This window comes from Pseudoalteromonas fuliginea (assembly GCF_000690055.1).
GTDB lineage: Bacteria > Pseudomonadota > Gammaproteobacteria > Enterobacterales > Alteromonadaceae > Pseudoalteromonas > Pseudoalteromonas fuliginea.
Genome location: NZ_JJNZ01000069.1, coordinates 14,997 through 39,385 on the forward strand (window position 1 = coordinate 14,997; position 24,389 = coordinate 39,385).

The following is a 24,389-nucleotide window of genomic DNA, read 5'->3' on the forward strand; positions in this document are numbered from 1 at the left end:
AATTACCCCTTATTTAACAACGAGCGTACCCACGGTCGGTGCTTTTCGCGTTGTAAAATTTCATTTTTAAGACGAATTAAAGTCACTGTTCCTACAAAAGCAGCAAAGGCTAAAATATTAACCATAAGTGGCCAAAACATACTTGGGTCTATTGCTTTTGTGTCTAATTTTGTAATGCTTGCGCCTTGGTGTAGCGTATTCCACCACTCAACTGAGTAATGAATAATAGGTAAGTTGATTACGCCCACAATCGCTAAAATAGAAGCCGCACGCCCTGCTGACTTCTTATCTTCAAATGCATGGTAAAGCGAAAGCACGCCAAGATATAAAAATAATAAAATAAGTTCAGACGTTAAACGCGCATCCCATACCCACCAAGCACCCCACATAGGCTTACCCCATGCAGCGCCAGTAATAAGCGCTATAGCTGTAATACAAGCACCAACAGGCGCTATAGCAATAACGGCAAGTTCGGCATTTCGTAGTTGCCATACAAGTGCAACAACAGCTGCAATAGCCATTGATGAGTAAGCGCCCATAGATAAAATGGCGGAAGGAACATGAATAAAAATGATACGGTAGCTGTCTTTTTGCTGGTAATCGGCAGGTGCAAAACCAAGCCCCCATACCCAACCAACAATCATACTAACTACAGTAACTACGGCAAAATAAGGCAGTAACGTATTGCATAATTGATATGCACGCTCCGCTTTAGCATAGGGATGTAACCACTTCCACATTAACTTACACTCACTTTTAAAGCTGACGATATGGCAATTGGTGCGCTAATAATAGCAATAAGTAACATTGCACCAAGGATAGCAAGCTGTCCACTATAATCCAGTGACATGGTACTGGTATCGATAGCCGACGTTGCAAAAATTAAAACTGGAATATACAAAGGCAGTACGAGTAAACTCATCAAAATTCCCCCTTTTTGTAATCCCACAGTAAGCCCAGCGCCAATTGCGCCGATAAAGCTCAATAGCGGTGTGCCTAATAATAATGTTAAAACGGTCGCTGTTAGCGCCGAACTTTCTAGATTCAATAACAATGCAAACAATGGTGTCATTAATACAAGCGGTAAACCTGTTACCACCCAATGAGCAGCCACTTTAGCAAGTACGGTTAGCGATAATGGATAAGAGGATGCAATTAACTGCTCCAACGAGCCATCGTTAAAATCATCCCTAAACAACTTATCTAAGCCCAACATGGTAGAGAGTAATGCGGCAACCCAAATAATACCTGGCGCCATTCTCGCAAGTAGACCGGGCTCAGGCCCTATTGCTAACGGAAACAATGAGATTACAATTAAGAAAAATAAAATAGGATTTACAATTTCGGCGCGCTGGCGAAACGCAAGTTTTACATCTTTGGTAAATACCGCACTAAATAGCAACCAATAAGAGTGTTGACGAGTCATTAGTGGCGATACTCCAGTGTAACCGTTTGTAAGTTACTAAAGTGGGTCGTTAAGTCTTGGTGGGTTGTTAATAAGATAGCACCACCGCTTTGTAAGTGCTCAGTAAATCGTTGTTGTAAAAAGGCGACACCACTTTTATCAAGCGCAGTAAATGGCTCATCAAGCACCCATAGTTTAGCATCACTTAACCATAGTCTTACTAAAGCAACACGTCGCTGCTGCCCTGCAGATAACATCCTAACAGGCACATCTTCAAGTCCAACAAGGCCTAGTTTCGCTAAAATAGGGTATAGTTCAGGCTCGCTATAGCCATTAATTTGCAACCAATGGCTAACATTTTCCACTGCACTAAGCTGAGTGTTTACGCCCGTTTTATGACCTATAAACAATAGCTCTCTGGCATACTCTTCATAGTACTTAGATATCGGCAATTCTTGGTATAATATAGCCCCTTCATCAGGCGCAGAAAAGCCTGCGACAATACGCAATAACGATGTTTTTCCAGCCCCGTTAGGGCCTGCTAATTGCATGATTTGACCGTTATTAAGGCTAAAATTAAGATCCGCAAACAAACAACGATCTTGCTTGATGCAGGTGACGGACTTAATGTGTAACAAGATGACGATTCTCTCTGCCAAAAATTAGGCGTTAGTCTACCATAATGATAGGGTAATACGAATATTGCTTTAAAATCGATTCACTTAAAATAGAGAAAACTTGATTTAAAATAATGAATACGCCAACGCAAATCACATTATCTAATTCATTGGTTATCAATCAATCGAGCAATGCTCAAACGAATGAATTATCGCAATTACCTGATGAGGTGCTTGCCGCTAAAAATATACAATTTTCGAAAGATTCGATTACGCTTGATGTATTTATTGATAAGCATTGGCAAACATTAAGGCTTGGCACTACAAGCGCACCTCAAAACTTACAAAAAATAGCCAGTGCTAACATACAGCTCAGCCCTGATGGCAAAAAGCTCAACATTATACCAAACAGTACAACCCTCACCTTAAGTCAACCAACTCAGTTACAGCGTTTATTAAATTATGTAAGCACAGGCACTGAGGTAGAAAGTAAGCCAATGGATGTCCAGGTTGTTTTATCGCCTACTCCCAAATTAGTCATTGATAAACTCAACGCCAGTATTGCAATAAATAAAGACGTAGCGCAGCTACTTATAACCGAGCAACCTTTAAAAGTAATTGTAAGCACTAACAATAAAGGCGCACAGCTAAATATTATTAACAGCTTTGCTGATACAGTTCATTCGCAACCACTGAGTCAAACAAGACTGACTAAATTACTCGCAGCGCTGCTACCTAATGCACAACTGCAAGCAACACCAAAACTGGCCATTTTAACTCATCCACAAAAGTCGGGGTCGTTTACAACGCCTATAAATAATAAACAAGTTAGTGAACTACCCAGCACGACTATTAAGGTAAACTTAGTAAACCAGGCTGATAAATTGTTTATTAAAACCGATACTAGCAACATAAAAGTGATGCTTAATAACTCCTTCTCGAAACCATTTAACGAGTTGCTTTTAGCTCAAAAAAATAATGCACCTGAAGTAGCCGTTTCTGCGAGTAATATTAAAGTAAATCCATTACTTACTACTGATAGCCCAATAAAATCGTGGCTACAAAATAGCTTGAGTGACTTAAGAACACGAATTAATGATGCGGTAAAATATTTTGAAAGTAAGCCTTTTACGACACAAAATAAGTCAGAGTTTACAGCTGCCAATTCATCCGCCGCCTTACAAAAAAACACCAAAGTTGTATCACTAGACAGAGTTAACATTACCCAAAGTGCAAGTGTTCAGATATCAAAAAATACAAGTAACATTTTGACCGAGCACTTTTCTAGACTCCCGCCGGTTGTGCAACTAACTCAGCTTATGAAAGGAAGTGTTAGTGTTTGGCAATCATCTTCAAACATAACAACCAACACGCCAACAACAAATAACATTACTCAAAATACAGTAGCTAGCTCTACACCAAGTGATTTAAAAGCAAATCAATTAAACATCCTAAATGCGAGTACTAACAGTAAAACTGACACGTTAATTAAGACTACAAATGAAACAGTTACTAAAAATATTATCTCATTAGCAGAGCCGTTATCTAATACAGGATCTCGTAGTCAAATGCTTCAACCAATAGAAGCAAAGCTATTAACTATATTATTAAAGCTTCCTGACACCACCGCCTCTACAGATAAAATGGCTAGCAATAAACAACTTTTAAGTAATCAGATCACTGATATTACAAATAAAGTAACAAAAGAAACACCCGATTTAACTCGGTTAATCAACCAAGCATTTAATCGTATGGTCTCAAGCAATAACACACACCCTGCGACCATACAGCGTGAAATACTTGCTACTTTACAACCGTCTCATCTAACGGGGGACATTTTGCAAAGTAGTTTCACTAAAGGGCTTGAACAAGTAGCTGTGAGTATTTTAGCCGCCCCTATAATTAGCCAGTCAGTAACACCTATCAGTTTTAATAATCAAACTGGCTTAGATGCACTTTTGCAAGTACTTATACCTACTTTTAAAACAGGTAACACTGGAGCAAAAATGCTTGAGCAACTCCAACAGGCTCAAGTTCAAGCTTTGGCTAGCGAAATTGTACAAGTTAAAAATACACTTACCCAAGTAAGTGTCTCAACACCAAATCAACAGCCAGACACAAACCCGCTTGCACAATTTTTATTACCCATGAGATTACCTCCAGAAGCAGCACAAACAGAAATAACACTGGGGCAATATAAAAAGCCAAACGCAGATAAATTAGGAGATAAAAATGTATGGTTTGTAAGGCTAAACTTTGATTACGCCCAACTTGGGCAGCTACAAATTACTGCTGAGTTAATGGATAAAGCACTTGATTGCCAGCTATTAGCCTCAAGCCAAGAAGTAAGCGCAATTGCTCACCCTCACCTAGATAATTTAAGATCAAAACTAGCTAAACATGGTTTGCAAGTTGGTGAACTTAATTTAAAACGAGGAGATGCTAACAATCAGGCATTTTATAAATCTCATGCAATTATTAATATTAAGGTTTAGCTATGAGTGATACACCTATTAATAAATCAGCCATTGGACTTTTATACGAAGCTGGCAACACCCCCACTGTAAGTGTGAAGGGGTTTGGTGAGTTAGCTGATGAAATAATAGCAGCGGCTAAACTAAAAGGAATTATGATCCACGAAGATGCTGCACTTGCTAAAACGTTGTCGCATTTAGAGTTAGGAGAAGAGATCCCAAAAGAACTTTATTATGTAATTGCAGAACTCATTGCATTTTCGTATGTATTAAGGGGTCAATTCCCGCCAGGTTGGCAAGACTTTCAAGGTAAGTTGAATATTAAAGCATGAGATTATTTATACGCTGATAACTAAAAAGGCGCTAAGCGCCTTTTTGTTTATGCAATGAAAAGAGTAATTCAGCCTCAGCGCGAGGTAATTCACACTCGCGTATTACCTCCTCTAAATCAGCCCCTAACTCAACCATTTTAACAGCACGCGAATAAATTTTGGCATCTGGATCATCATACTTTTGAGCCGCTTGTTGTTGAACTAATTCTTGATGCTGCTGTTCAACATCAAGTACACGCTTACCTATACTCAACAAGCCTGTTCGTAATTCAGAAACCTCACTTCGCAAAATATGAGTTTGTTCGGAGGTATCTTTAAGCTGCTGCATGACAAAATTCAGCTCACTCGTTTGTTTATTTTTCAATGCAAAAACTAACGCTAACGATATTAGACCTATCGCCAGCGCAGCTATTGCAATACTAAGTAACAGCATATTTTTATTGGTAAAGCTTATAAATCGCTTAACTCATCCCATTCATCATCACTGAGTAACTTGTTTAAATCGACTAAAATAAGTAACTCATTATCACGATTACAAACACCTTGGATAAATTTAGCACTCTCTTCAGTACCGACATTAGGTGCACTGTCAATTTCTGAACTGCGTAAATATACAACTTCAGAAACACTATCGGCTAAAATACCAATAACTTGCTCTTCAGCTTCTATTATTAAAATACGAGAGTTATCGGTTGCATCAGCGGCGTCTAAACCAAAACGAGCACGCGTATCAATAACTGTTACTACGTTACCCCGTAAATTAATAATACCAATTACATAAGAAGGAGCACCTGGTACTGGAGCTATTTCAGTGTAACGTAATATCTCTTGGACTTGCATTACGTTTACGCCATAAGTTTCTTCTTCTAACTTAAAGGTAACCCACTGTAATATTTCGTCATTGTCTGCATTTTTATTTGCTGACAGTAATTTATCTTGATTCATGCTGTTACTCCGTAATGGTCATTATTACTGACGACTATCTAAGCCTTTCTCTAATAGCGCATTTAAATTATCTACATCAATTAAAGCACACATTTTCTTTTTAATAACTCCAGCAAGCCATGGGCGCTTACTTTGATCTGTACGCCATTTTACATCTTCTTTACTCAATGTAATGTTATTTATTAACTTTTCAGCTAATAACCCCCATTGGCTGTCACCTAACGTTATTAAATATTGATAGTTAAGTGACGCTTCTAGTTTTTCGTCATACTTCTCAGGCATCACCCAATGCGCTGTATCAACAACATTAAGTTTTTCATCTCTATTAAGCATAACGCCTTTGAACCATTTTGGCTTACCAAATAAGTGATTTACTTCACCTAACTGATGAATCCCACCTAACGCTTTTAATGGTACAGCCAAAGTCAAACCCGCAACTTCAAAAAATAATGCTTGAAACTCACCGTCAAAATAATCTTCTTGGCTTTTTGTTACTGCTCTTTGTTCCGGCTCTACTGATAAATGTGAGCTTGTCTCTACAACTAAATCAGCTTTAACTGGCTCTGGCTCATTAGTAATATCTAATGGTTTTAGCTCTTCTGTTTGCAGATCTTGAGCAAATATTTTTTCCGCTGCTTTTAATTGTTCATTAGGCTTTAAATGTACTTGCCCTTTTTGCTGTTCACTCGGTATTTGTTCAAGCAGTTTTGCCACAGGTTCAAGGTTATCTGTAGGCTCGTCATCACGTAATAACGCACCTAAATATTGAGTCATTACTTTTTCATTAGCAAATAATTGCTTACTCATTCATTAACCTTGCTCTATTAAATAGTCTAATAATGCTTTATATGCAAAAACACCACGGGAACGAGGACAAAACTCTATTGGCACTTTTTGTGCCAAACTCGCATCTCTAAATTTTGTATCAACAGGAATAACACCTGGCCACACTTTATCTTTATAGGTTTCTTGTAAAGTTTTATATGCTTCCAACGATGCTTTAGTGCGTTTATCATACATAGTAGGAATTATAGTATATTGATAACTTTTCGCTTGAGAGCTTTGCATTAATTCCATAGTCCGCATCATCCTATCAAGCCCTTTCAGGGCCAAAAATTCGGTTTGTACGGGAACTAAAATACGCTCACTCGCAGCTAATGCATTAACCATTAAAACCCCCAAAACCGGCGGGCAATCAAGTATTGCATAGTCATAATACTCACTAATTTTAGCAAGCGTTTTCTTTAGTATTAAACCCATGCCTGTTTTATTACCCATACTTCTATCAAGTGTAGCTATTGCCATAGTAGCGGGTAAAATATCAAGATTCTCAAGAGTTGACGGGCAAAGTGCTTGCAATATTTCTTCACTTTGCATACTTGTTCCGCGAGCAAAAATATCGTACACGCTGACTTCTAAATCTTCAGAGTCGATACCAAAATAATAAGTTAGTGATGCATGGGGATCTGTATCAATAAGCAATACACGTTTGCCCTGTAACGCTAAAATACCGGCTAGGCTAACTGCCGTTGTTGTTTTACCGACCCCGCCTTTTTGATTCGCAACAGTCCAAATCTTCACATTACATCCTAATTGCTATTAATTTCGCGTCGTTATTCGGATCCCACCATGAGGTAAACGAATTATTTTTATTGTATTATCGTCTGATGGTAGTTCCACTTCAGGCTCTGTCTGTACTGCTATATTTTTTTGCTCTAACGATGGACTATCTTTAGGTGGTAAACCATACTTAGAAAGAGCGATTACAACCTTACGGTTTTCAGCTCGACCTTTCTCTGTGTTATTATCAGCAAAAGGAGAATACTGGCCATAACCTTCTATTGCCATTCGTGCAGAATTAATACCCAACGCTTCAAGCTCGACTAAAATTGAGGTGGATCTTGCAACTGAAAGCTCCCAGTTTGAACGAAATATTTCGTTACTAATAACCTCATTATCTGTATAACCGCGCACTCTAATGTAGTTATCGACTGGATCAATAATATCTTTGACAATTTTTACGACTTGCTTAGCACGCGAATGAGCAACTGAACTACCACTAGAAAATAACATTCCTGAACTCAACTCTATAATGAGCCAATCTTGATTCAATTCAAGACTCGCTTCTCCATCACGAATTTCATCAATGAGTGCTGATTGAAGTTTAGTTAACAAGCTATCTAATGGTTTTCCTAAATATTTTTGTTTAATGTTACTTGTGTCACTTTGACCATCTAATAACTCAGGGCCTTGTTCCTTTTTTTGAATACTTTCGCCATACAACACCTCTTGTTCCGGCGTTACTCTGTCGGTTAAGATCCCACTCCCATTAACACCGTCACCAACTTGTGAATGTTGGCGCGCAGATTTATCAAAAACATGCTCGAGCGAATCCGATAATATTTGAAATTTTTCTTCCTTATCTATAGCAATAGCGTACATAACCACAAAAAAAGCAAACATTATCGTCATATAATCTGCATAAGACACAAGCCAACGCTCAGTATGCTGACTTTTAGAGGAAGTGTGACGTAAACGTCGACGTAGCATAATCGTTATTTATCCACTAAATTAGGGCGTTCTACACGATAAGCTTCTAACTTTAGTTCAATATTAACAGGGCTTTCGCCTAAACTGATTGCAATAACACCTTCAGCTAACAGTTCGTGATACAACATTTTTTGTTCAACACGTTGTTTTAGTTTATTTGCCATCGGTAAAAATAGTAAATTAGCTAAACCGACACCATAAATAGTGGCTATAAATGCTGTCGCGACACCAGCACCCAGCTTTTGCGGATCGGTAATAAATGACATAGCCTGAATAAGACCAAGCACTGCGCCCAAAATCCCTATTGTTGGGCTATACCCGCCCATAGCTTCATAAACGCGTCCTGCCTCTAATAAACGGTCGCGTTCTAATAATAAATCAATTTCAAGTGTATCGCGCAGCTTTTGCTCAGAGCAACCATCAACAAGTAAGCTAAGACCTTTAGCTGCATATGGATCGGGATGAATTAAGGCCTCATTTTCAAGTGCTAAGTAGCCTTCTTGTCGTGCTTTGTGAGACCATTGTTTAACTTGTTCGATCGCTTCGTCTACATCATGCTTTGGCGAAATAAAAACCCAGTGGCTTATTTTTAGCATTTTTTTAAAAGTACTAGATGATGTTTGCAACATCACAGCGCCAAGCGTACCACCAACTACGATTATAAGTGCTGGTCCATTGAATAACGCAGAGACAACACCGCCTTCTAAAGAATAACCTATCGCTATAGCGCCTAACGCAATAAATAAACCTAATATAGAAAGCTTATCCACAACCAATCTCTTTTTTAATCCTTAGAGCTATATCATCTAGAGCAAGACTTTCACTTGCTAAGCCAGCACTTGCAACCGCCTGTGGCATACCGTAAACAACACAACTTTTTTCGTCTTGTGCCCAAATAGTGGCGCCAGTCTGCTTCAACATTCGAGCACCATCACGCCCATCAGCCCCCATACCAGTAAGAACAATAGCCAGTACGTCACCTTGACAAGCTTTTGCAACGCTTGCAAAAGTCACATCAACACTTGGTTTATATGTTATTCGCTCACTGTTATCTTCAAATACGCGCAATGTTTTTGAAGACCCACGCCCCTCAACCATCATTTGTTGGCCACCTGGAGCCAAGTATGCAGTCCCTGGTTGTAATCGATCCCCTTGTTGAGCTTCCTTTACTTTTATCTGGCATAAACCATTTAAACGCGAAGCAAATGCAGGTGTGAATGCGGCAGGCATATGCTGAATTAATAATATAGGATGCGGGAAATTTGCTGGTAATTGAGTTAATATTGTTTGTAATGCAACGGGTCCGCCAGTCGATGTACCAATAGCAACAAGTTGATATTTTTTACCACTAGCATGAACGGAGGCATTAGAATTCGTACGTTGAAAGCTTCTATCTGGCTGCTTTAACGTTGCCGTGTTCCTTAATGAACTTGGAGTCGCTAATGGCATACTTTGCGGTTTAGCTTGTTTTATGGGCTTGAATGTACGGGGAACTCTTCTTCGACCAATTTCTTTCACTTTAGCTTGTAAAAGCTTTATTGCATCTTCATTGTTACGTGCAATATCTTCGAATTTTTTCGGTAAAAAATCCATTGCTCCGGCATCTAATGCATCAAGCGTTGCCGTTGCACCATCTCGAGTTAGTGAAGAAAACATTAAAATTGGTGTCGGATTACTCGACATTATTTCTTTAACTGCGCTAATACCGTCAAGCACAGGCATTTCTACATCCATTGTAATCATGTCAGGGCGTAGTTCAGCTGTTTTTTCAACAGCTTCTCTGCCATTCACAGCAAAACCTATTACTTTTATATCGCTGTCTTGCTCAAGTATTTCGCTCACTCTGCGGCGAAAAAAGCTAGAATCATCAACAACTAAAACTTTAACGGCCATTTAGCTCTCTTATTAAATTGAAGTGTAGGGCACTTTTACAGTGCACCTACTTTATTTATTATCAGCCCGCGTAATGTTTTAACATATTTGGTACATCTAAAATAAGTGCAATACCACCATCGGAAGTAATTGTAGCACCAGCCATACCGGGTGTTCCTTGTAATAAAGCATCAAGAGGTTTTATTACAACTTCCTCTTGCCCTATTAACGAATCTACGACAAAGCCTACTTGTTGTGTACCAATTTGGACAATAACTACATGACCATGTGCTTTACGCTGAGAGCGGTCAGCGCCTTTAACTAGCCAATGCTCAAGATAAAACAATGGAATTGCTTTTTTGCGCACAATAATTGTCAATTGACTATCAACAACATTCGTTTTAGTTAAATCGAGGTGGAATATTTCGCTAACACCCGCAAGTGGTAATGCAAATGTTTGCTCTCCAACAACAACCATTAAGGTCGGCAAGATAGCGAGAGTTAATGGTACTTTTATCTCTAAAGTAGTCCCAACACCTAACTCTGACTGAATACTTACTGAGCCATTAAGTTGGGTAATTTTGGTTTTAACTACATCCATACCAACGCCACGACCTGAAATATCCGAAATCTCTTCTTTTGTTGAAAAACCAGGTGCAAAAATTAAATTATATGCTTCAGTATCAGAAAGCCGGCTTGCTTGGTCGTGATCAAGAACACCTTTACTAATCGCTATTTTTTTCAGCTTCTCAGCATCCATACCAGCACCATCATCTTTAATGGTAAGTAAAATATGATCGCCTTGCTGAGATGCTGATAACGTAACAGTACCTGTTCTTGGTTTTCCAGCAGCCTCACGAAAATCTGGCATTTCAATACCGTGATCAACAGAGTTACGCACTAAATGCACTAAAGGGTCGGCTAATGCCTCAACCAAATTTTTATCTAAATCAGTCTCTTCACCAACTAATAATAGATTAATGTCTTTATTTAAGCTGCGTGCTAAATCACGAACAACTCGAGGAAATCGGCCAAACACTTTTTTAATTGGTTGCATGCGGGTTTGCATAACCGCACCTTGAATATCAGCAGTAACAACATCTAAGTTAGATATAGCTTTACCCATTGCTTCGCTTTCAGAATTCGTAGCCAAGCTAACTAAGCGGTTACGAACAAGTACCAATTCACCGACCATATTCATAATTTGATCTAAGCGTTTAGTGTCAACACGCACTGTCGTTTCAGCAGTTGGTGCAGTAGCCTTTTTTGGAGCTGCAGCAGCTGTTTTTTCAGCAGGTTTTGCAGGTACTGGTTTTGATGCTTCAACTTTTGGTACTGGGGCTGCTTTGGGCTTAGGAACAGCTTGTTTTGCGGCTGGTTTTTCAGCAATCGCAGGAGTGCTTTCTAAAGATTTAGGTGCAGTTCCCTTACCATGAAGTTCATCTAACAGTGATTCAAATTCATCATCACTGATATCATCGTTCGATGAATCTGTATTGTTAGTCGAAGGCGATGGCTTTTGTACATCAGGTGTAACATTACTTTCTTGCGCTGCAACAGAGCCGAAACTGCCAACACCATGAAGCTCGTCTAGTAAATTATCAAACTCATCGTCTGTAATATCACCATTCAAATCATGACTATTTGTGGGGGCTTTTACTGCCGATTCTTGGCTTGTACCATGTAATTCATCAAGTAGGTTTTCAAACTCATCCTCTGTAATTTCATCAATTTGAGAGTCAGTTTCAGATGAAGTTGGGCCACTAAACAGCTCATCAAAAGCAAAAGGGTCCGCACCATCAGTACTGGGAGTTTGTGCTTCAGCGGCTTCTTGAGGCTGTTCTACAACAACTTCAGGAGAAGTACCTGATAACTCGTCTTCTGTGGGGGGGAGACCTAACTTATGTAAAACTTCAAGTAGTTGAGGATCCGCAGGTTCTGGTTTATCACGATTTTGAATCGTCGCAAACATTTCATTGATAGTATCAAGTGCTTGTAAGATAACATCCATTAGCTCAGAATTAACAGAACGAACGCCCTGCCTTAACAAGTCGAATACATTTTCTGCGCCGTGACATGCGTCAACAAGCTCAGTCATAGCTAAGAATCCAGCACCGCCTTTTACGGTATGAAAGCCTCTAAATATAGCATTTAGCAACTCGGTATCTTCTGGATTGTTTTCCAGTTCAACTAACTGTTCAGATAAAAGCTCAAGGATTTCTCCTGCTTCTACAAGAAAGTCTTGTAAAATATCTTCATCGACTTCAAACATGCAGTTACTCTCCTCTTAGAAGCCCAAACTTGATAAAAGATCATCGACTTCATCTTGATCAGACACAACATCATTACGTGATTCTTTATCAATAATAGGCCCTTCAGGACCTGCTAATGTTTCTGGGTCAACTGGGTCATCTATTTTTTGTGGTTTTAGGGCGACTGCTTTACTGATATCTTGTTCAGAAAAAGCAGTTAAAAGATGAAGTAAGCTTTCTTCAACTTCCCTAACAAGTTCTATAATTCGGCGAATTACTTGACCTGTCAAATCTTGATAATCTTGGGCCATTAATATGTTAGTCATGAAGCTTTGTAACTCATCAGTTTTATGATGAGAACTGCTCATGAATTTATCAATGCTGTGGCACAGTACTTTAAATTCACCGAGTTCAATTTCACGACTCATTAGACGGTCCCATGTCGGTTTGATATGGGATATTTCATCCGCTAACTGTTGTGCTATCGGTAAACTCGCCTCAACCGCATCCATGGTTTTATTTGCAGCATTTTCTGTCATCTCAATGACATAATTAAGCCGTTTTTTAGCATCAGGTATAGCGTCGTTAGTGAGATCTGTTAGGCGCGTGTCTAGCTCAAAGCCTTTTAAAGCTTCATGTAGTTGACGCGTCAACTTTCCCACTTCGTCAAATATTTCTGACTGCTCTTTAGATGCAGTATCTAAAATTAGTTGATCAGCTTTATCATGTTCGCCATTTTCTAAAAAAGTGACGAGCTGACGAGCTTGTTCTAACGTTATCCGAGGCGCAGCAGGTGCTGGCATAAGCCTTTCCCCTATTATTAACCTAAGCGTTCGAACACTTTTTCTAATTTAGTTTTTAATGTGCCAGCTGTAAATGGTTTTACAATATAGCCATTAACACCAGCTTGAGCCGCTGCTATTATTTGTTCTTTTTTAGCTTCAGCTGTCACCATTAAAACAGGAAGGTGTTTTAATTTATCGTCAGCCCTTATCGCTCTCAAAAGATCAATACCTTGCATTCCTGGCATGTTCCAATCTGTTACCACAAAATCAAAAACTTGATTTTGTAACATGGGTAAGGCTGTAGAGCCGTCATCCGCTTCTTGGACGTTGGTAAAGCCTAAGTCGCGCAATAGATTTTTAATAATACGTCTCATTGTCGAAAAATCATCAACAACAAGAATTTTCATGTTTTTATCCAAAACATCCTCCAGTGAGGTCTTAACCTGTATTTACTTACTACTAGTTTATCCAGTCATTGATTTTTGCTTTTAGCTTAATCATCGCCTGACCATGTATCTGACTTACACGCGATTCACTTACATCGAGTATATGTCCAATTTCTTTTAAATTCATTTCATCGTTATAGTACAAAGAAAGTACCATTGCGTCTCGCTCTGGTAATGACTTGATAGCATTTAATAATGATTCATTAAATCGTTCATTTTTAACGTTATTAAACGGTTTGTCTAGCGTTAAATCTTGGCCCGCCGTGGTAATAACATCTTCATCGACCCCGAGGTCTTCGATGCCTAACACTTTACTTGTGTTTACATCGTTTAAAATATGATGGTACTCATTTAACGAAATTTCAAGTTTTTCAGCAACTTCTATATCGGTTGGTTCACGATTTAAGCTACTTTCTAATCCAGCAATCGTCTCGGCTACAAGACGGCTTTTTCTATGAACCGACCGAGGAGCCCAGTCACCACGGCGCATTTCATCAAGCATGGCACCGCGAATTCGTATTCCCGCGAACGTTTCAAAACTTGCGCCTTTGGTTGCATCAAAGTTTTTTGATGCTTCAATTAGGCCTATCATACCCGACTGAATTAGGTCATCGAGTTGGACACTTGGAGGCAAACGAGCAATTAAATGACATGCCACTTTTTTGACTAGCGATGCATGTTTTTCAACAATCACATTTAAATTTTGTGTTGATTGATATCCCATAGCTCTATTTACCAATGTTGTCATAATTAGCCGTTAACTAGCTTCTCTATAAAAAACTCTAAATGTCCTGAAGGTTGGTTAGGTATAGGCCATTTCACTGCTCTTGTCGCCAGTGCTTTAAAGGCAACTGAAGCAGGAGAACTAGGAAAAAGTTCTACAATCACTTTTTGACGGCGAGTTGCCTTACGCATATTTTCGTCATAGGGGATTGTTGCAACCAACTCCATTGACACATCTAAAAATCGGTCCGTTACTTTTGAAAGTTTTGCAAATAACTCATGACCTTCACGCATACTACGAACCATATTAGCTACAATTTTGAATTTATACACCCCATGCTCACGACTTAACACTTTAATAAGTGCATAAGCATCTGTGATTGAAGTCGGTTCGTCGCACACTACAACCATTACATCTTGAGCAGCACGAGAAAAACTCAGTACCATATCTGAAATACCCGCAGCGGTATCTACAATTAAGATATCAAATTCGGTATTTAATTCGCTAAAAGCGCGTATAAGGCCTGCATGTTCAGACGGTGATAATTCCACCATACTCTGAGAACCAGAGGTCGCTGGTACAATTTTAATTCCTGCAGGACCTTCAACTAAAATCTCATCGAGTTCACACTCACCAGAAAGTACATGTGATAAATTACGTTCAACCCGTAATCCGAGCATCACATCACAGTTCGCTAGACCTAAGTCGGCATCAAGTACTAAAACTCGATTACCTTGCTGGCCTAATGCTATTGCCGTGTTAAGTGAAACATTTGTTTTACCTACACCACCCTTGCCACCAGTAACAGCGATAACTTTTACGCCGTTGTTATTGTTTTGACTCATTTTGCGCAGGCCGCTTGCTTGATCTAATACTGTGTTAATCATACATCCCTACTGTGCTCGACGCCACTGCTTGGTGTCGTGAATGTTGTGCTTTTATTCTTTTCAAATACAATTGCTCAGCTTTTTTTACTAGTTTTTCTGCATTTGCAACACGAATGTCTTCTGGAACTCGTTGACCATTAGTAAGATACCCTATTGGAAGGCGATTTTGAATCGCAATACTAATAATCTCACCTAAACTTAAAGATTCATCCAACTTGGTGAAAATACAACCACTTAACTGCACTTTTTTGAAGTGTCGTACTGTTTCTTGCAAGACATTTATTTGCGCTGTTGCACTTAATACTAAATAACTACGAATATCAACACGTTGATTGCGCATAAGCGTATTCAATTGCTCTGTTAAACGTAAGTCTCGTTGACTCATACCTGCTGTATCAATTAATACTAGACGTTTATTTCGTAAATGGTATAAAACTTCAGCTAATTCATTAGCATCTTTAACCTGCTTTACTCCACAACCGATAATTCGACCGTATGTTGCAAGTTGCTCATAAGCACCAATTCTGTATGTATCGGTGGTTATTAGCGCCACTTTATCTGCACCGTATTTCTGTGCGCCTAAAGCAGCTAACTTTGCAACTGTTGTCGTTTTCCCCACACCAGTTGGGCCTACCAATGCGTAAACACCACCTTGACGTAGTATTTCATTATTCGTAGTTTGCATCTGGTCTTCGACCATTGTTAACAAAGCCTTCCAACCTTGTTGGCGAGATACGTCATCAGGTACAAAACACGCCATTTGTTCTGCAACTTCTTTATCGATTCCCATACCAACTAAACGGTCAATCATACAAGCACGTGTGGGGTCACGGCGTGCCATATCTTGTTGCATTAAACCTGATACTTGGTGCTCTAGCAATTGACGAATAGCGTTCATTTCTTCACGCATTGACGTCATTTCTTCACTTTCATTATTTTTAACGTGCGCTTGAGGTGTTACAGGGCTATCTAGATCATCAAAATCACGATCTAGGTCATCAAAACCTAAACTATCGGCTTGGGTCTGTGGACGTGTTGGTGCAATATCTTCGCGAGCAAACATATTCGCTGAGCGAGGTTTGACAACGGGCTCTTGATAATTATCGGTCGTTTCAATACCCGATTGAGAAAACATTGATGCTAATTCAGGTGAACGTGGGCGAGGAGATTGACGCTCTAGTAAAGCTTCTAAACTATCTGCAACCCTAGCTTGGGGAGCCGCTTTAGGGCGTTGTGGCTCTGGCTTTACAAAATTATGTATACTGTGTGATTGTGCTGAGTCATCCGCACGCGCTAAAGTATTTTGCGGCTGTGCAACTGATTTAGGGGCCGCTTTTTCATAATCAACTGCGGCTACAATCTCAACGCCATTAGCCAGCTTTTTGTTAGACATAATAACCGCATCAACACCAAGTTCATCTTTCACTTCTTTAAGTGCTGTACGCATATCTTTAGCAAAAAAACGTTTAATTTTCATTATTCAACCCCTTTAAAATCTTATTGTTGGCCTACAGAGCTGACAATTTTTATCTGTCTTTCGTCTGGCACCTCTTGATAAGACATCACCCTTAATCCTGGGATGGTGTACTTAACAAAACGAGATAACACAGTACGTAACATTCCTGACGTTAACAGTATTGAAGGTTCACCGGCCATTTCTTGATTTTGATGCGCTTCATTCAATGACACTTGAAGTCGCTCTGCAAGTCCTGGCTCTATACCGGCACCTTCATCGCCTGCATTTTGTAATGACTGATGCAACATCTGTTCCAACTCAGGCGCCAAGGTTATGACAGGTATTTCAGATGACATTCCAACCGCATCTTGAACAATTAATCTACGCAGAGAAATACGCACTGCAGCCGTTAATACATCAGGGTCTTGGCTACGAGGACCATACTCAACAAGGGTTTGTACAATTGATCGCATATCGCGAATAGCCACCCCTTCGTTCAATAAGTTCTGTAGTACTTTTACAATAGCGGTTAATGGCAATACATCAGGGACAAGTCCTTCAACCAAACGAGGATGACTCTTTCCAAGCATATCAAGTAAGTTTTGAACTTCTTCATGCCCTAGTAACAACGCTGCGCTGTTAGTTAACAACTGACTAATATGAGTTGCAACCACTGTGGCAGAATCAACAACGGTATAGCCTAAAGATTGAGCTTCGTCTTTTTGATCCGGTTTAATCCAAACCGCGTCTAATCCAAATGCAGGATCTTTAGTTTCAATTCCTTTTATTGGACCAAATACTTGCCCTGGGTTAATAGCCAGCTCATCACCATGCTTAAGCTCCCCCTCACCAGTAGATACTCCCATTAGCGTTATTCTGTAAGCATTAGGGTCTAGCTCTAAATTATCGCGAATATGAACAGGAGGAACTAAAAATCCAAGCTCTTGAGAAAGCTTTTTACGCACTCCTTTAATCCGGTTGAGCAGTTCACCACCTTGTGATTGATCAACCAGCGGGATTAATCTATACCCTACTTCTAATCCTATTACATCAACTTGTTGAACATCATCCCAACCAAGCTCTTTTTGCTCTTGTTTATTAGCAACACCTGTCGCCGTGCTTCCACCATTTGCAGCCTCTTCAGCTTCGGCTGCAGCAGCTTTGATTTTACTTTGCTGCGTGTAATAGGCTAAGTAACCAAGTAGTGCGCCTAAACTCAAAAAAGCAAAATGCGGCATACCAGGGACTAACCCCATGATGATCAAAATACCTGAAGCAATAAAGAGTGACTTTTCGTTACCAAGTTGTTTCTTGAATTGGTCACCCATATTAAGCGACTCATTTTGACGTGTTACTACAATTGCCGTGCCAATTGAGAGCAATAATGATGGAAGCTGAGCAACCAGACCGTCACCAATGGTTAGAAGTGTATATACTTCCATTGCATGGCTAAAACTTAAATTATGCTGGATCATCCCAACAAATAAGCCACCTACAATATTAATAATTAAAATAACGATACCGGCTATTGCATCGCCTTTTACAAACTTACTCGCACCATCCATTGAACCGTAAAAATCGGCTTCGCGAGTTACTTCCTCGCGACGGTCACGCGCTTGCTCAGCACTAATAAAGCCCGCATTTAAATCGGCATCTATTGCCATTTGTTTACCTGGCATTGCATCAAGGGTGAAACGTGCAGATACCTCAGAAATACGTCCAGCACCCTTTGTTATTACTACAAAGTTGATAATGATAAGAATTAAAAATACAACTAAACCAACTGCATAGTTACCACCAATTACAACTGAGCCAAATGCTTCAATGACCTTACCTGCAGCATCACCACCGTTGTGACCCTCAAGTAACACAACTCGAGTACTTGCAACGTTGAGCGCTAAGCGCATAATCGTAGCGATAAGTAATACAGCGGGGAACATACCAAATTCAACTGGTTTCATCGTGTAAACAGTCACGAGTAATACAACTAATGCGAGCGCAATATTAAACGAAAAAAGGATGTCGAGTAAAAATGGCGGTAATGGTAAAATCACCATTCCCAGTGCAGCAAGCACAAGCAAAGGAGTCCCTACTCCTTTGGCATATTCTTTTTTGTCTCTGTTAAGTTGTTGTAATACCGCTTTAAAACTCATAATTCTACAATTTCAAAAAATTGACACTATATAGAATTAGCAATAACTATTCCAAGTTAGTAAATTTGCGATATTAATACTTGTAGGCGTCAGGGATGGGGAGTTTATTACTAAGCTTTGTAGGGCGTTTTCCTCGTCCCTTGTTAAAACGTTTTAGCTGAAATACATACGCTAGCACTTGTGCAACAGCCGTAAATAACTGATCAGGTATTTGATCGCCAACTTCAGCCGTATGATAAAGTGCTCTAGTTAGCATGGGGGACTCTACAATGGGGACTTCATTACCAATTGCTACTTTACGAATTTGCATTGCCATCTCGTCAATACCTTTGGCTAGTACAATAGGCGCTCCTGCACGCTCCGTATCGTACTTTAAAGCGACTGAGTAATGAGTTGGGTTAGTAACAATAACATCTGCATCAGGCACATCTTGCATCATGCGTTTTTGCGACATTTGCCTTTGTGTTTGCCTAATACGTGCTTTTATTTGTGGGTCACCTTCCGAGTTTTTATACTCATCTTTAACCTCTTGCATTGTCATTTTAAGTTGCTTGTTATGGTTATAACTTTGAAATGGCGCATCAATTGCTGCAATAATAATTAAAGTGCATGAAAGCCCTAAAAACATCCACGCTAAAATCTCTAAGGCATGAATAATATTACTCGGTGCACTTTCTAAGCTTAAGTGCAGTATTTCATCAAAAAAAGTATCAATTAAAAACACTGCAAAACTTGCAACTAAACCAAATTTTAAAAGTGACTTTATAAGCTCAACAGCCGCTTGCGGGCCAAACATTCGCTTAAAGCCCTTCATTGGTGACATTTTGCTTGCTTTAGGCGCGGCAGCTTCCCAGCTAAAATTAAAACCACCTAACAATGTATTACCAATAAATGCGGCTAAAACAATAATTAATACAAACATGGCCATCGGGAACATTAAAGCGTCAGCAACTTCTCCCCAAACGGCAAACATTTTAGTTGTATCAAATGCTTCGTTACGGTTTAAGCTAAGTGTACGGCCCATCACATTATATAAACCTTTGCCAATTTCTGGTCCATACATCAAAAGAGATATAGCCGAAAAAATAAGCACAAACATGGTACCTAACTCTTTTGAGCGCGCTATTTGACCTTTCTTTTTAGATTCGTCAAGTTTTTTGGATGTGGGTTCTTCTGTTTTTTCCTGCCCTGAGTCTTCAGACATGACTTTCTCCTAAGGTGAACAACCAACTAAAGTACACATTAGCTCAATCATTTTTAACCATTGAAACTCAAACTGAGTAACAAAGTTGCCTAATGTCGCCCAAATAATAATAAGTCCCGCTACCAAGGTAAACGGAAAACCAATAGAGAAAATATTTAATTGCGGCGCTGCACGCGTCATAATACCAAACGACATATTAATAACGAGCATAGCTGTGAGCGGTGCAAGTGAGAGTACAAGTGCTGTAGTAAACATCCAGCCGCCCCAGGTCACTATGTCCCAGTAATGATCTACAGACCACCACGTGCCATCAATCGGTAACACTTGAAAACTATGGACCACCATCTGAATCATCATTAAGTGACCATTAAAAACAAAAAATAGAAGTGTCGCTAAAATCAGAAAAAACTGTCCAACAGCAGGCACACTTGCACCATTAGAGGGATCAATAACTGAAGCAAAACCTAAACCTGTTTGCATTGCTAATATTTGCCCAGCTAACACAAAGGTGTTTAATAAAAGTATAGATGCAAAACCAATCGCAATACCAATCAACATTTGCTGGATAACAACTAAAATCATTTCAAACGAAAACAAATTAGTGAAGGTGGCCGGGGGTAATACAGGTATAACAACGAGAGTTACTACAACCGATAACCCCATTTTTATCCGAGTAGGGACGTTTTTAGCACCCAAACCAGCCATAATCATTATCATTGAGCTGATGCGAACTAAGGGCAACAAAAAATCACTCAACCATTGAATTACGACTGAAAACGGATACTCCACTTTTAACCTGCTATTTCAGGAATGAGCAATACTAAACGAGTGAAAAAATCCATTAACTCTTGAGTAAGCCAATGGCCACCCACAATTAGCGCACTTATAGTGATTAATAAACGAGGTAAAAAACTGAGTGTTTGTTCATTGATTGATGTTGCAGCCTGAAATACAGCAACAATTAAACCAATAATTAAGCCAGGTACTACAATTGCAGACACCAACTTAATAACCAAAAACAAGGCATCACTTAGAATATCAACAAAAATTTCCGGTTCCATGTTGTCCCCCTATTGTTGAATTACATTAATACTTTGCATACTAAGTTCCTAAACCAAAGCTTTTTGCTAAGGTACCCATCACTAAACTCCAACCATCAACAAGCACGAATAACATGATTTTAAATGGTAAGGACACAATCATAGGCGATAGCATCATCATACCCATCGCCATTAATACCGAGGCAACAACTAAATCAACAATTAAAAATGGAATAAAGAACATAAAACCAATTATAAATGCAGTTTGTAATTCGCTAGTCACAAACGCGGGTATCAATACGATTAATGGCGTTGCTTCTGGAGAATCTAATTGATCGTAACCAGCTATTTTAGCAAACGTTTCCAAATCCTTTAGCCGGACCTGAGACAGCATAAATGTTTTCATTGGTTCTTTTGCAAGCTCCAGTGCTTGTATTGACGTTACTTGTTCATTTAAGTAAGGTTCTATAGCTCTTTCATTTACCTGCTGGTAAATAGGAGACATTATAAAAATACTTAAAAAAAGCGACATGCCTAGTAACACTTGATTCGACGGTGTTTGCTGCAAACCAATTGCTTGGCGTAAAATAGCAAGCACAACAATAATACGTGTAAATGAGGTCATCATGATTATAGCGGCTGGTATAAAACTCAGCGCCGTCATAATCGCTAAAACTTGTAACGTTACTGAGTAATCTTGTGTGCCATCGGCGTTTGTTGTAATGGTTAGCGCATCAATACCCTCAGCACTGACACTTGGTACAAATACCATGGCGAAAATAATAAGCAGCCACTTTGTCATAGGTCTAATTCTTTTTATTTTGGTTTGATTGCGGATTTAAAAGTTTACCAAATCGTTTAGCTAATTCAGGAAGTTCTTTTTCACTTAATGGGGTTTCTAACTTGTGTAAGTAATTAATACTGTGAGGCGTTACACCAAGCAAATGCTGCGCATTGTCTATTTCAACAACCATTAAACGCTCACGAGAACCCAAAGGTAGGCTTCTGACTACTTTAAACTCATCGCTGTTTGCTAGATTTGGATTAAGCTTCTTTACAAAAAATGCCAGCACGATGATAAGTACTAGCACCATTACGAGTGACAGCACCATAGAGAGTATATCTCCAGTTGGTGTTGCCACACCTGCTTTTGAAAAAACGGAACTCGTTAAAGCAACTAATAAGCTCATCGTAGTTTTTTGATCCGCTCTATTTGGCTTATTACATCAGTTAAGCGAATACCAAACTTGTCATTTACTACAACAACCTCTCCATGAGCAATCAAAGTGCCATTAACCAAAACATCCAATGGCTCACCCGCAACACGATCAAGCTCAACGACTGATCCTTGGTTAAGCTGCAGTAAATTACGAATATTTATTTTAGAACGGCCAACTTCCATAGAAATGGTAACTGGTATGTCTAAAATCGTATCGAGTTTACGTTTTTCATCGCCGCTGATTTCGTGCTTTGAATCACTTAACTCATCTAATTCCGCAACATGCGCCTCAGCACCTTCATCTGGGGCATCGGCTTCTGCAAGCGCAGCAGCCCACTCGTCCATAGTATCTTGATCATCACTCATACTTTTAACCTTTTAATCAATTACCAGTCTAAATCTACACCATCAGAAAGGTGTAAATCATCCTCTAATTCTGCTAATTCTGCATCTGAGTCAATTTTCTTGCCGCCTTTGGTAAATACATGCAGCTCAGATTTAACTGAATCAGGTCGTTTAATTTTTTCGCTAATCTGTAAGGCAACACTATCACGAGAACGGCCCATTTTGGCTCTGAATGTAGGTAACTCTTCGACAAATACTGTAATGTGCTCAGGCATTTCAACAGGGATTATATCGCCTGCTTTGAGTTCCATTATTTGCTTTAAAGACAAATCAACTTCAAGTAATTGAGTTGATAATCCAACTTCTACATCCATAATCTCATCGCGAAGCGCTTTACTCCATCGTAAATCAGTATCTTCAGTATCCGACTGCACACCTGCATCTAACAGCTCTCTGATTGGCTCAAGCATGGAGTAAGGTAATGCTATGTGAAAATCACCACCACCACCATCAAGCTCAATATGAAAAGAGCTAATAACTACAACCTCTGTGGGGCTCACAATATTAGCCATGGCAGGGTTGACCTCTGAGTCGAGGTATTCAAAAGATACATCCATGACAGGCGCCCATGCTTCTTTGTAATCTTCAAAGATTATTTTAAGTAGCATTTGTACTATACGACGTTCTGTTGGTGTGAACTCGCGGCCTTCTATTTTTGCATGATAACGTCCATCGCCACCAAAAAAGTTATCAACCAAAATAAACACAAGTCGTGCTTCCATGGTGATTAGTCCGGTGCCTTTTAGCGGTCGAAAGCGGACCATATTTAAGCTGGTAGGTACAAAAAGGGTGTGAATATATTCACCAAATTTAATCATTTGCACACCATTTATCGATACTTCAGCAGTACGGCGCATCATGTTAAATAGGCTAATTCGCATATGCCTAGCAAAACGTTCGTTAACAATTTCAAGTGTCGGCATGCGACCACGCACGATTCGATCCTGCGAAGAAAAGTCGTACTGAAGTGTACTACCTCCGCCGTCTTCACTATCGTGCTCTTCCTCTTCGACATCATCAACACCGTGTAATAACGCATCAATTTCGTCTTGGGATAATAAATCGCTCACGCTAACCCCTTATTGCATCACAAAGCCGGTAAACAGAACCCGCTCAATTACTTTACTACCTTCAACGCCAGCTAAAGCTGTTTGTACTTTTTCAAGCGCAGAAAAACGCAATGTTTCTTTGCCTGCACTCGTACTTAATTCATCAGCTGTAGTTGTAGAAAATACACTTAATAACGTGCCTTCTATAAGTGGGATATGTTTTTTTGCAGTTTCTTCATTGACTTCACCACGTACCAATAACTGCACTTTAATTTGTACAATCCTATCACGACTTGAACCTGGTACATTAAATACAAAAGGTCTGGGCATAGCAACATACAGTGCACTGCCAATCGAAGCAGATGAGCCAGAAGCAACAGGAGCCTCAGCCACTATGGCTGTTTCTTCATCTAACGTTTCTGCTGGGACCTCATCAGAACCTGACATTAAAAAATAACCTGCGGCGGCACCAACAACAAGTACAACGGCAACAATAATAATTATCAGCTTCTTTTTACTTTTACCTGTTTCTTCAATTTCTAAATTAGTGTCTTCAGCCATTGTATTTCCTTTA

27 protein-coding genes are annotated in these 24,389 nt (G+C 39.5%); 2 read left to right on the plus strand and 25 right to left on the minus strand.

Going from position 1 to position 24,389, the window contains the following annotated elements:
* Positions 1-2: 2 nt before the first annotated feature.
* The 3 genes from DC53_RS03535 to ccmA are packed head-to-tail and all read right to left on the minus strand — an operon-like array spanning position 3 to position 2,043.
* Entirely contained in the window at positions 3-740 is a 738-nt protein-coding gene (locus DC53_RS03535; protein ID WP_007377928.1) for a heme ABC transporter permease, read from the minus strand.
* Positions 740-1,426 (minus strand): heme exporter protein CcmB, encoded by a 687-nt coding sequence (gene ccmB / locus DC53_RS03530; RefSeq protein ID WP_007377929.1) that lies wholly within the window; start codon positions 1,424-1,426, stop codon positions 740-742. Before ccmB ends, DC53_RS03535 begins: the two co-directional genes overlap by 1 nt.
* Positions 1,426-2,043, minus strand: coding sequence for a cytochrome c biogenesis heme-transporting ATPase CcmA (ccmA, locus tag DC53_RS03525; protein ID WP_108912434.1), 618 nt, complete (start codon positions 2,041-2,043; stop codon positions 1,426-1,428). The genes ccmB and ccmA overlap by 1 nt, the downstream gene beginning before the upstream one ends.
* A 113-nt stretch (positions 2,044-2,156) precedes the next feature.
* On the opposite strand from ccmA, the gene fliK reads away from it, so the two are divergent.
* Both fliK and DC53_RS03515 read left to right on the plus strand, forming a co-directional pair.
* Complete coding sequence (fliK, locus tag DC53_RS03520; protein ID WP_033031462.1) at positions 2,157-4,517, plus strand: flagellar hook-length control protein FliK; 2,361 nt, start codon at positions 2,157-2,159, stop codon at positions 4,515-4,517.
* 2 nt (positions 4,518-4,519) lie between these two features.
* Entirely contained in the window at positions 4,520-4,828 is a 309-nt protein-coding gene (locus DC53_RS03515; RefSeq protein WP_007377933.1) for an EscU/YscU/HrcU family type III secretion system export apparatus switch protein, read from the plus strand.
* A 31-nt stretch (positions 4,829-4,859) separates the two neighbouring features.
* Here the strand turns inward: DC53_RS03515 and DC53_RS03510 are convergent, their stop codons facing one another.
* From DC53_RS03510 to fliL, 22 genes are all read right to left on the minus strand, one after another.
* Positions 4,860-5,261 carry a DUF2802 domain-containing protein gene (locus tag DC53_RS03510; protein WP_007377934.1) on the minus strand — a complete coding sequence of 134 codons (402 nt, stop codon included), beginning with the start codon at positions 5,259-5,261 and terminating at the stop codon, positions 4,860-4,862.
* A gap of 17 nt (positions 5,262-5,278) precedes the next feature.
* Complete coding sequence (locus DC53_RS03505) at positions 5,279-5,773, minus strand: chemotaxis protein CheW (RefSeq protein WP_007377935.1); 495 nt, start codon at positions 5,771-5,773, stop codon at positions 5,279-5,281.
* Positions 5,774-5,797: 24 nt separating this feature from the next.
* Positions 5,798-6,580: a chemotaxis protein CheW gene (locus DC53_RS03500; protein WP_007377936.1), complete on the minus strand. Its 783-nt coding sequence runs from the start codon at positions 6,578-6,580 to the stop codon at positions 5,798-5,800.
* A 3-nt stretch (positions 6,581-6,583) separates the two neighbouring features.
* A complete protein-coding gene (locus DC53_RS03495) occupies positions 6,584-7,354 on the minus strand; it encodes a ParA family protein (RefSeq protein WP_007377937.1) in 771 nt (256 codons plus the stop codon).
* Positions 7,355-7,372: 18 nt separating this feature from the next.
* The gene (locus tag DC53_RS03490) at positions 7,373-8,323 is read right to left on the minus strand and encodes a flagellar motor protein MotB (RefSeq protein ID WP_033031464.1); all 951 of its coding nucleotides are present in this window, start codon (positions 8,321-8,323) and stop codon (positions 7,373-7,375) included.
* Between the two features lie 5 nt (positions 8,324-8,328).
* Positions 8,329-9,093: a flagellar motor protein gene (locus tag DC53_RS03485; protein ID WP_033031466.1), complete on the minus strand. Its 765-nt coding sequence runs from the start codon at positions 9,091-9,093 to the stop codon at positions 8,329-8,331.
* On the minus strand, positions 9,086-10,216 hold the full coding sequence (locus DC53_RS03480; RefSeq protein WP_033031468.1) for a protein-glutamate methylesterase/protein-glutamine glutaminase: 1,131 nt from the start codon (positions 10,214-10,216) through the stop codon (positions 9,086-9,088). Before DC53_RS03480 ends, DC53_RS03485 begins: the two co-directional genes overlap by 8 nt.
* Positions 10,217-10,277: 61 nt before the next feature.
* On the minus strand, positions 10,278-12,467 hold the full coding sequence (locus DC53_RS03475; RefSeq protein WP_033031470.1) for a chemotaxis protein CheA: 2,190 nt from the start codon (positions 12,465-12,467) through the stop codon (positions 10,278-10,280).
* 15 nt (positions 12,468-12,482) lie between these two features.
* On the minus strand, positions 12,483-13,250 hold the full coding sequence (locus tag DC53_RS03470) for a protein phosphatase CheZ (protein WP_033031472.1): 768 nt from the start codon (positions 13,248-13,250) through the stop codon (positions 12,483-12,485).
* 17 nt (positions 13,251-13,267) lie between these two features.
* A complete protein-coding gene (gene cheY / locus DC53_RS03465) occupies positions 13,268-13,651 on the minus strand; it encodes a chemotaxis response regulator CheY (protein WP_007377943.1) in 384 nt (127 codons plus the stop codon).
* Between the two features lie 40 nt (positions 13,652-13,691).
* Complete coding sequence (locus tag DC53_RS03460) at positions 13,692-14,402, minus strand: RNA polymerase sigma factor FliA (protein WP_033015920.1); 711 nt, start codon at positions 14,400-14,402, stop codon at positions 13,692-13,694.
* Between the two features lie 26 nt (positions 14,403-14,428).
* A complete protein-coding gene (locus tag DC53_RS03455; protein ID WP_007377945.1) occupies positions 14,429-15,289 on the minus strand; it encodes a MinD/ParA family ATP-binding protein in 861 nt (286 codons plus the stop codon).
* On the minus strand, positions 15,282-16,766 hold the full coding sequence (gene flhF, locus DC53_RS03450) for a flagellar biosynthesis GTPase FlhF (RefSeq protein ID WP_007377946.1): 1,485 nt from the start codon (positions 16,764-16,766) through the stop codon (positions 15,282-15,284). Before flhF ends, DC53_RS03455 begins: the two co-directional genes overlap by 8 nt.
* 20 nt (positions 16,767-16,786) lie before the next feature.
* Positions 16,787-18,898, minus strand: coding sequence for a flagellar biosynthesis protein FlhA (gene flhA / locus DC53_RS03445; RefSeq protein ID WP_007377947.1), 2,112 nt, complete (start codon positions 18,896-18,898; stop codon positions 16,787-16,789).
* A 73-nt stretch (positions 18,899-18,971) separates the two neighbouring features.
* Entirely contained in the window at positions 18,972-20,102 is a 1,131-nt protein-coding gene (gene flhB, locus DC53_RS03440; RefSeq protein WP_033031473.1) for a flagellar biosynthesis protein FlhB, read from the minus strand.
* Between the two features lie 9 nt (positions 20,103-20,111).
* Positions 20,112-20,891, minus strand: a complete 780-nt coding sequence (gene fliR / locus DC53_RS03435) for a flagellar biosynthetic protein FliR (protein ID WP_033023775.1) — start codon at positions 20,889-20,891, stop codon at positions 20,112-20,114.
* A 2-nt stretch (positions 20,892-20,893) separates the two neighbouring features.
* Positions 20,894-21,163: a flagellar biosynthetic protein FliQ gene (locus DC53_RS03430; RefSeq protein WP_007377950.1), complete on the minus strand. Its 270-nt coding sequence runs from the start codon at positions 21,161-21,163 to the stop codon at positions 20,894-20,896.
* A gap of 40 nt (positions 21,164-21,203) precedes the next feature.
* Positions 21,204-21,944 (minus strand): flagellar type III secretion system pore protein FliP, encoded by a 741-nt coding sequence (fliP, locus tag DC53_RS03425; protein ID WP_008136725.1) that lies wholly within the window; start codon positions 21,942-21,944, stop codon positions 21,204-21,206.
* A gap of 4 nt (positions 21,945-21,948) precedes the next feature.
* Positions 21,949-22,332, minus strand: a complete 384-nt coding sequence (gene fliO / locus DC53_RS03420) for a flagellar biosynthetic protein FliO (RefSeq protein ID WP_033031475.1) — start codon at positions 22,330-22,332, stop codon at positions 21,949-21,951.
* Positions 22,329-22,727, minus strand: coding sequence for a flagellar motor switch protein FliN (gene fliN / locus DC53_RS03415; protein ID WP_008136723.1), 399 nt, complete (start codon positions 22,725-22,727; stop codon positions 22,329-22,331). Before fliN ends, fliO begins: the two co-directional genes overlap by 4 nt.
* 20 nt (positions 22,728-22,747) lie before the next feature.
* On the minus strand, positions 22,748-23,836 hold the full coding sequence (gene fliM / locus DC53_RS03410) for a flagellar motor switch protein FliM (protein WP_007377954.1): 1,089 nt from the start codon (positions 23,834-23,836) through the stop codon (positions 22,748-22,750).
* Positions 23,837-23,845: 9 nt separating this feature from the next.
* On the minus strand, positions 23,846-24,376 hold the full coding sequence (gene fliL / locus DC53_RS03405) for a flagellar basal body-associated protein FliL (RefSeq protein ID WP_033031477.1): 531 nt from the start codon (positions 24,374-24,376) through the stop codon (positions 23,846-23,848).
* Positions 24,377-24,389: the final 13 nt, after the last annotated feature.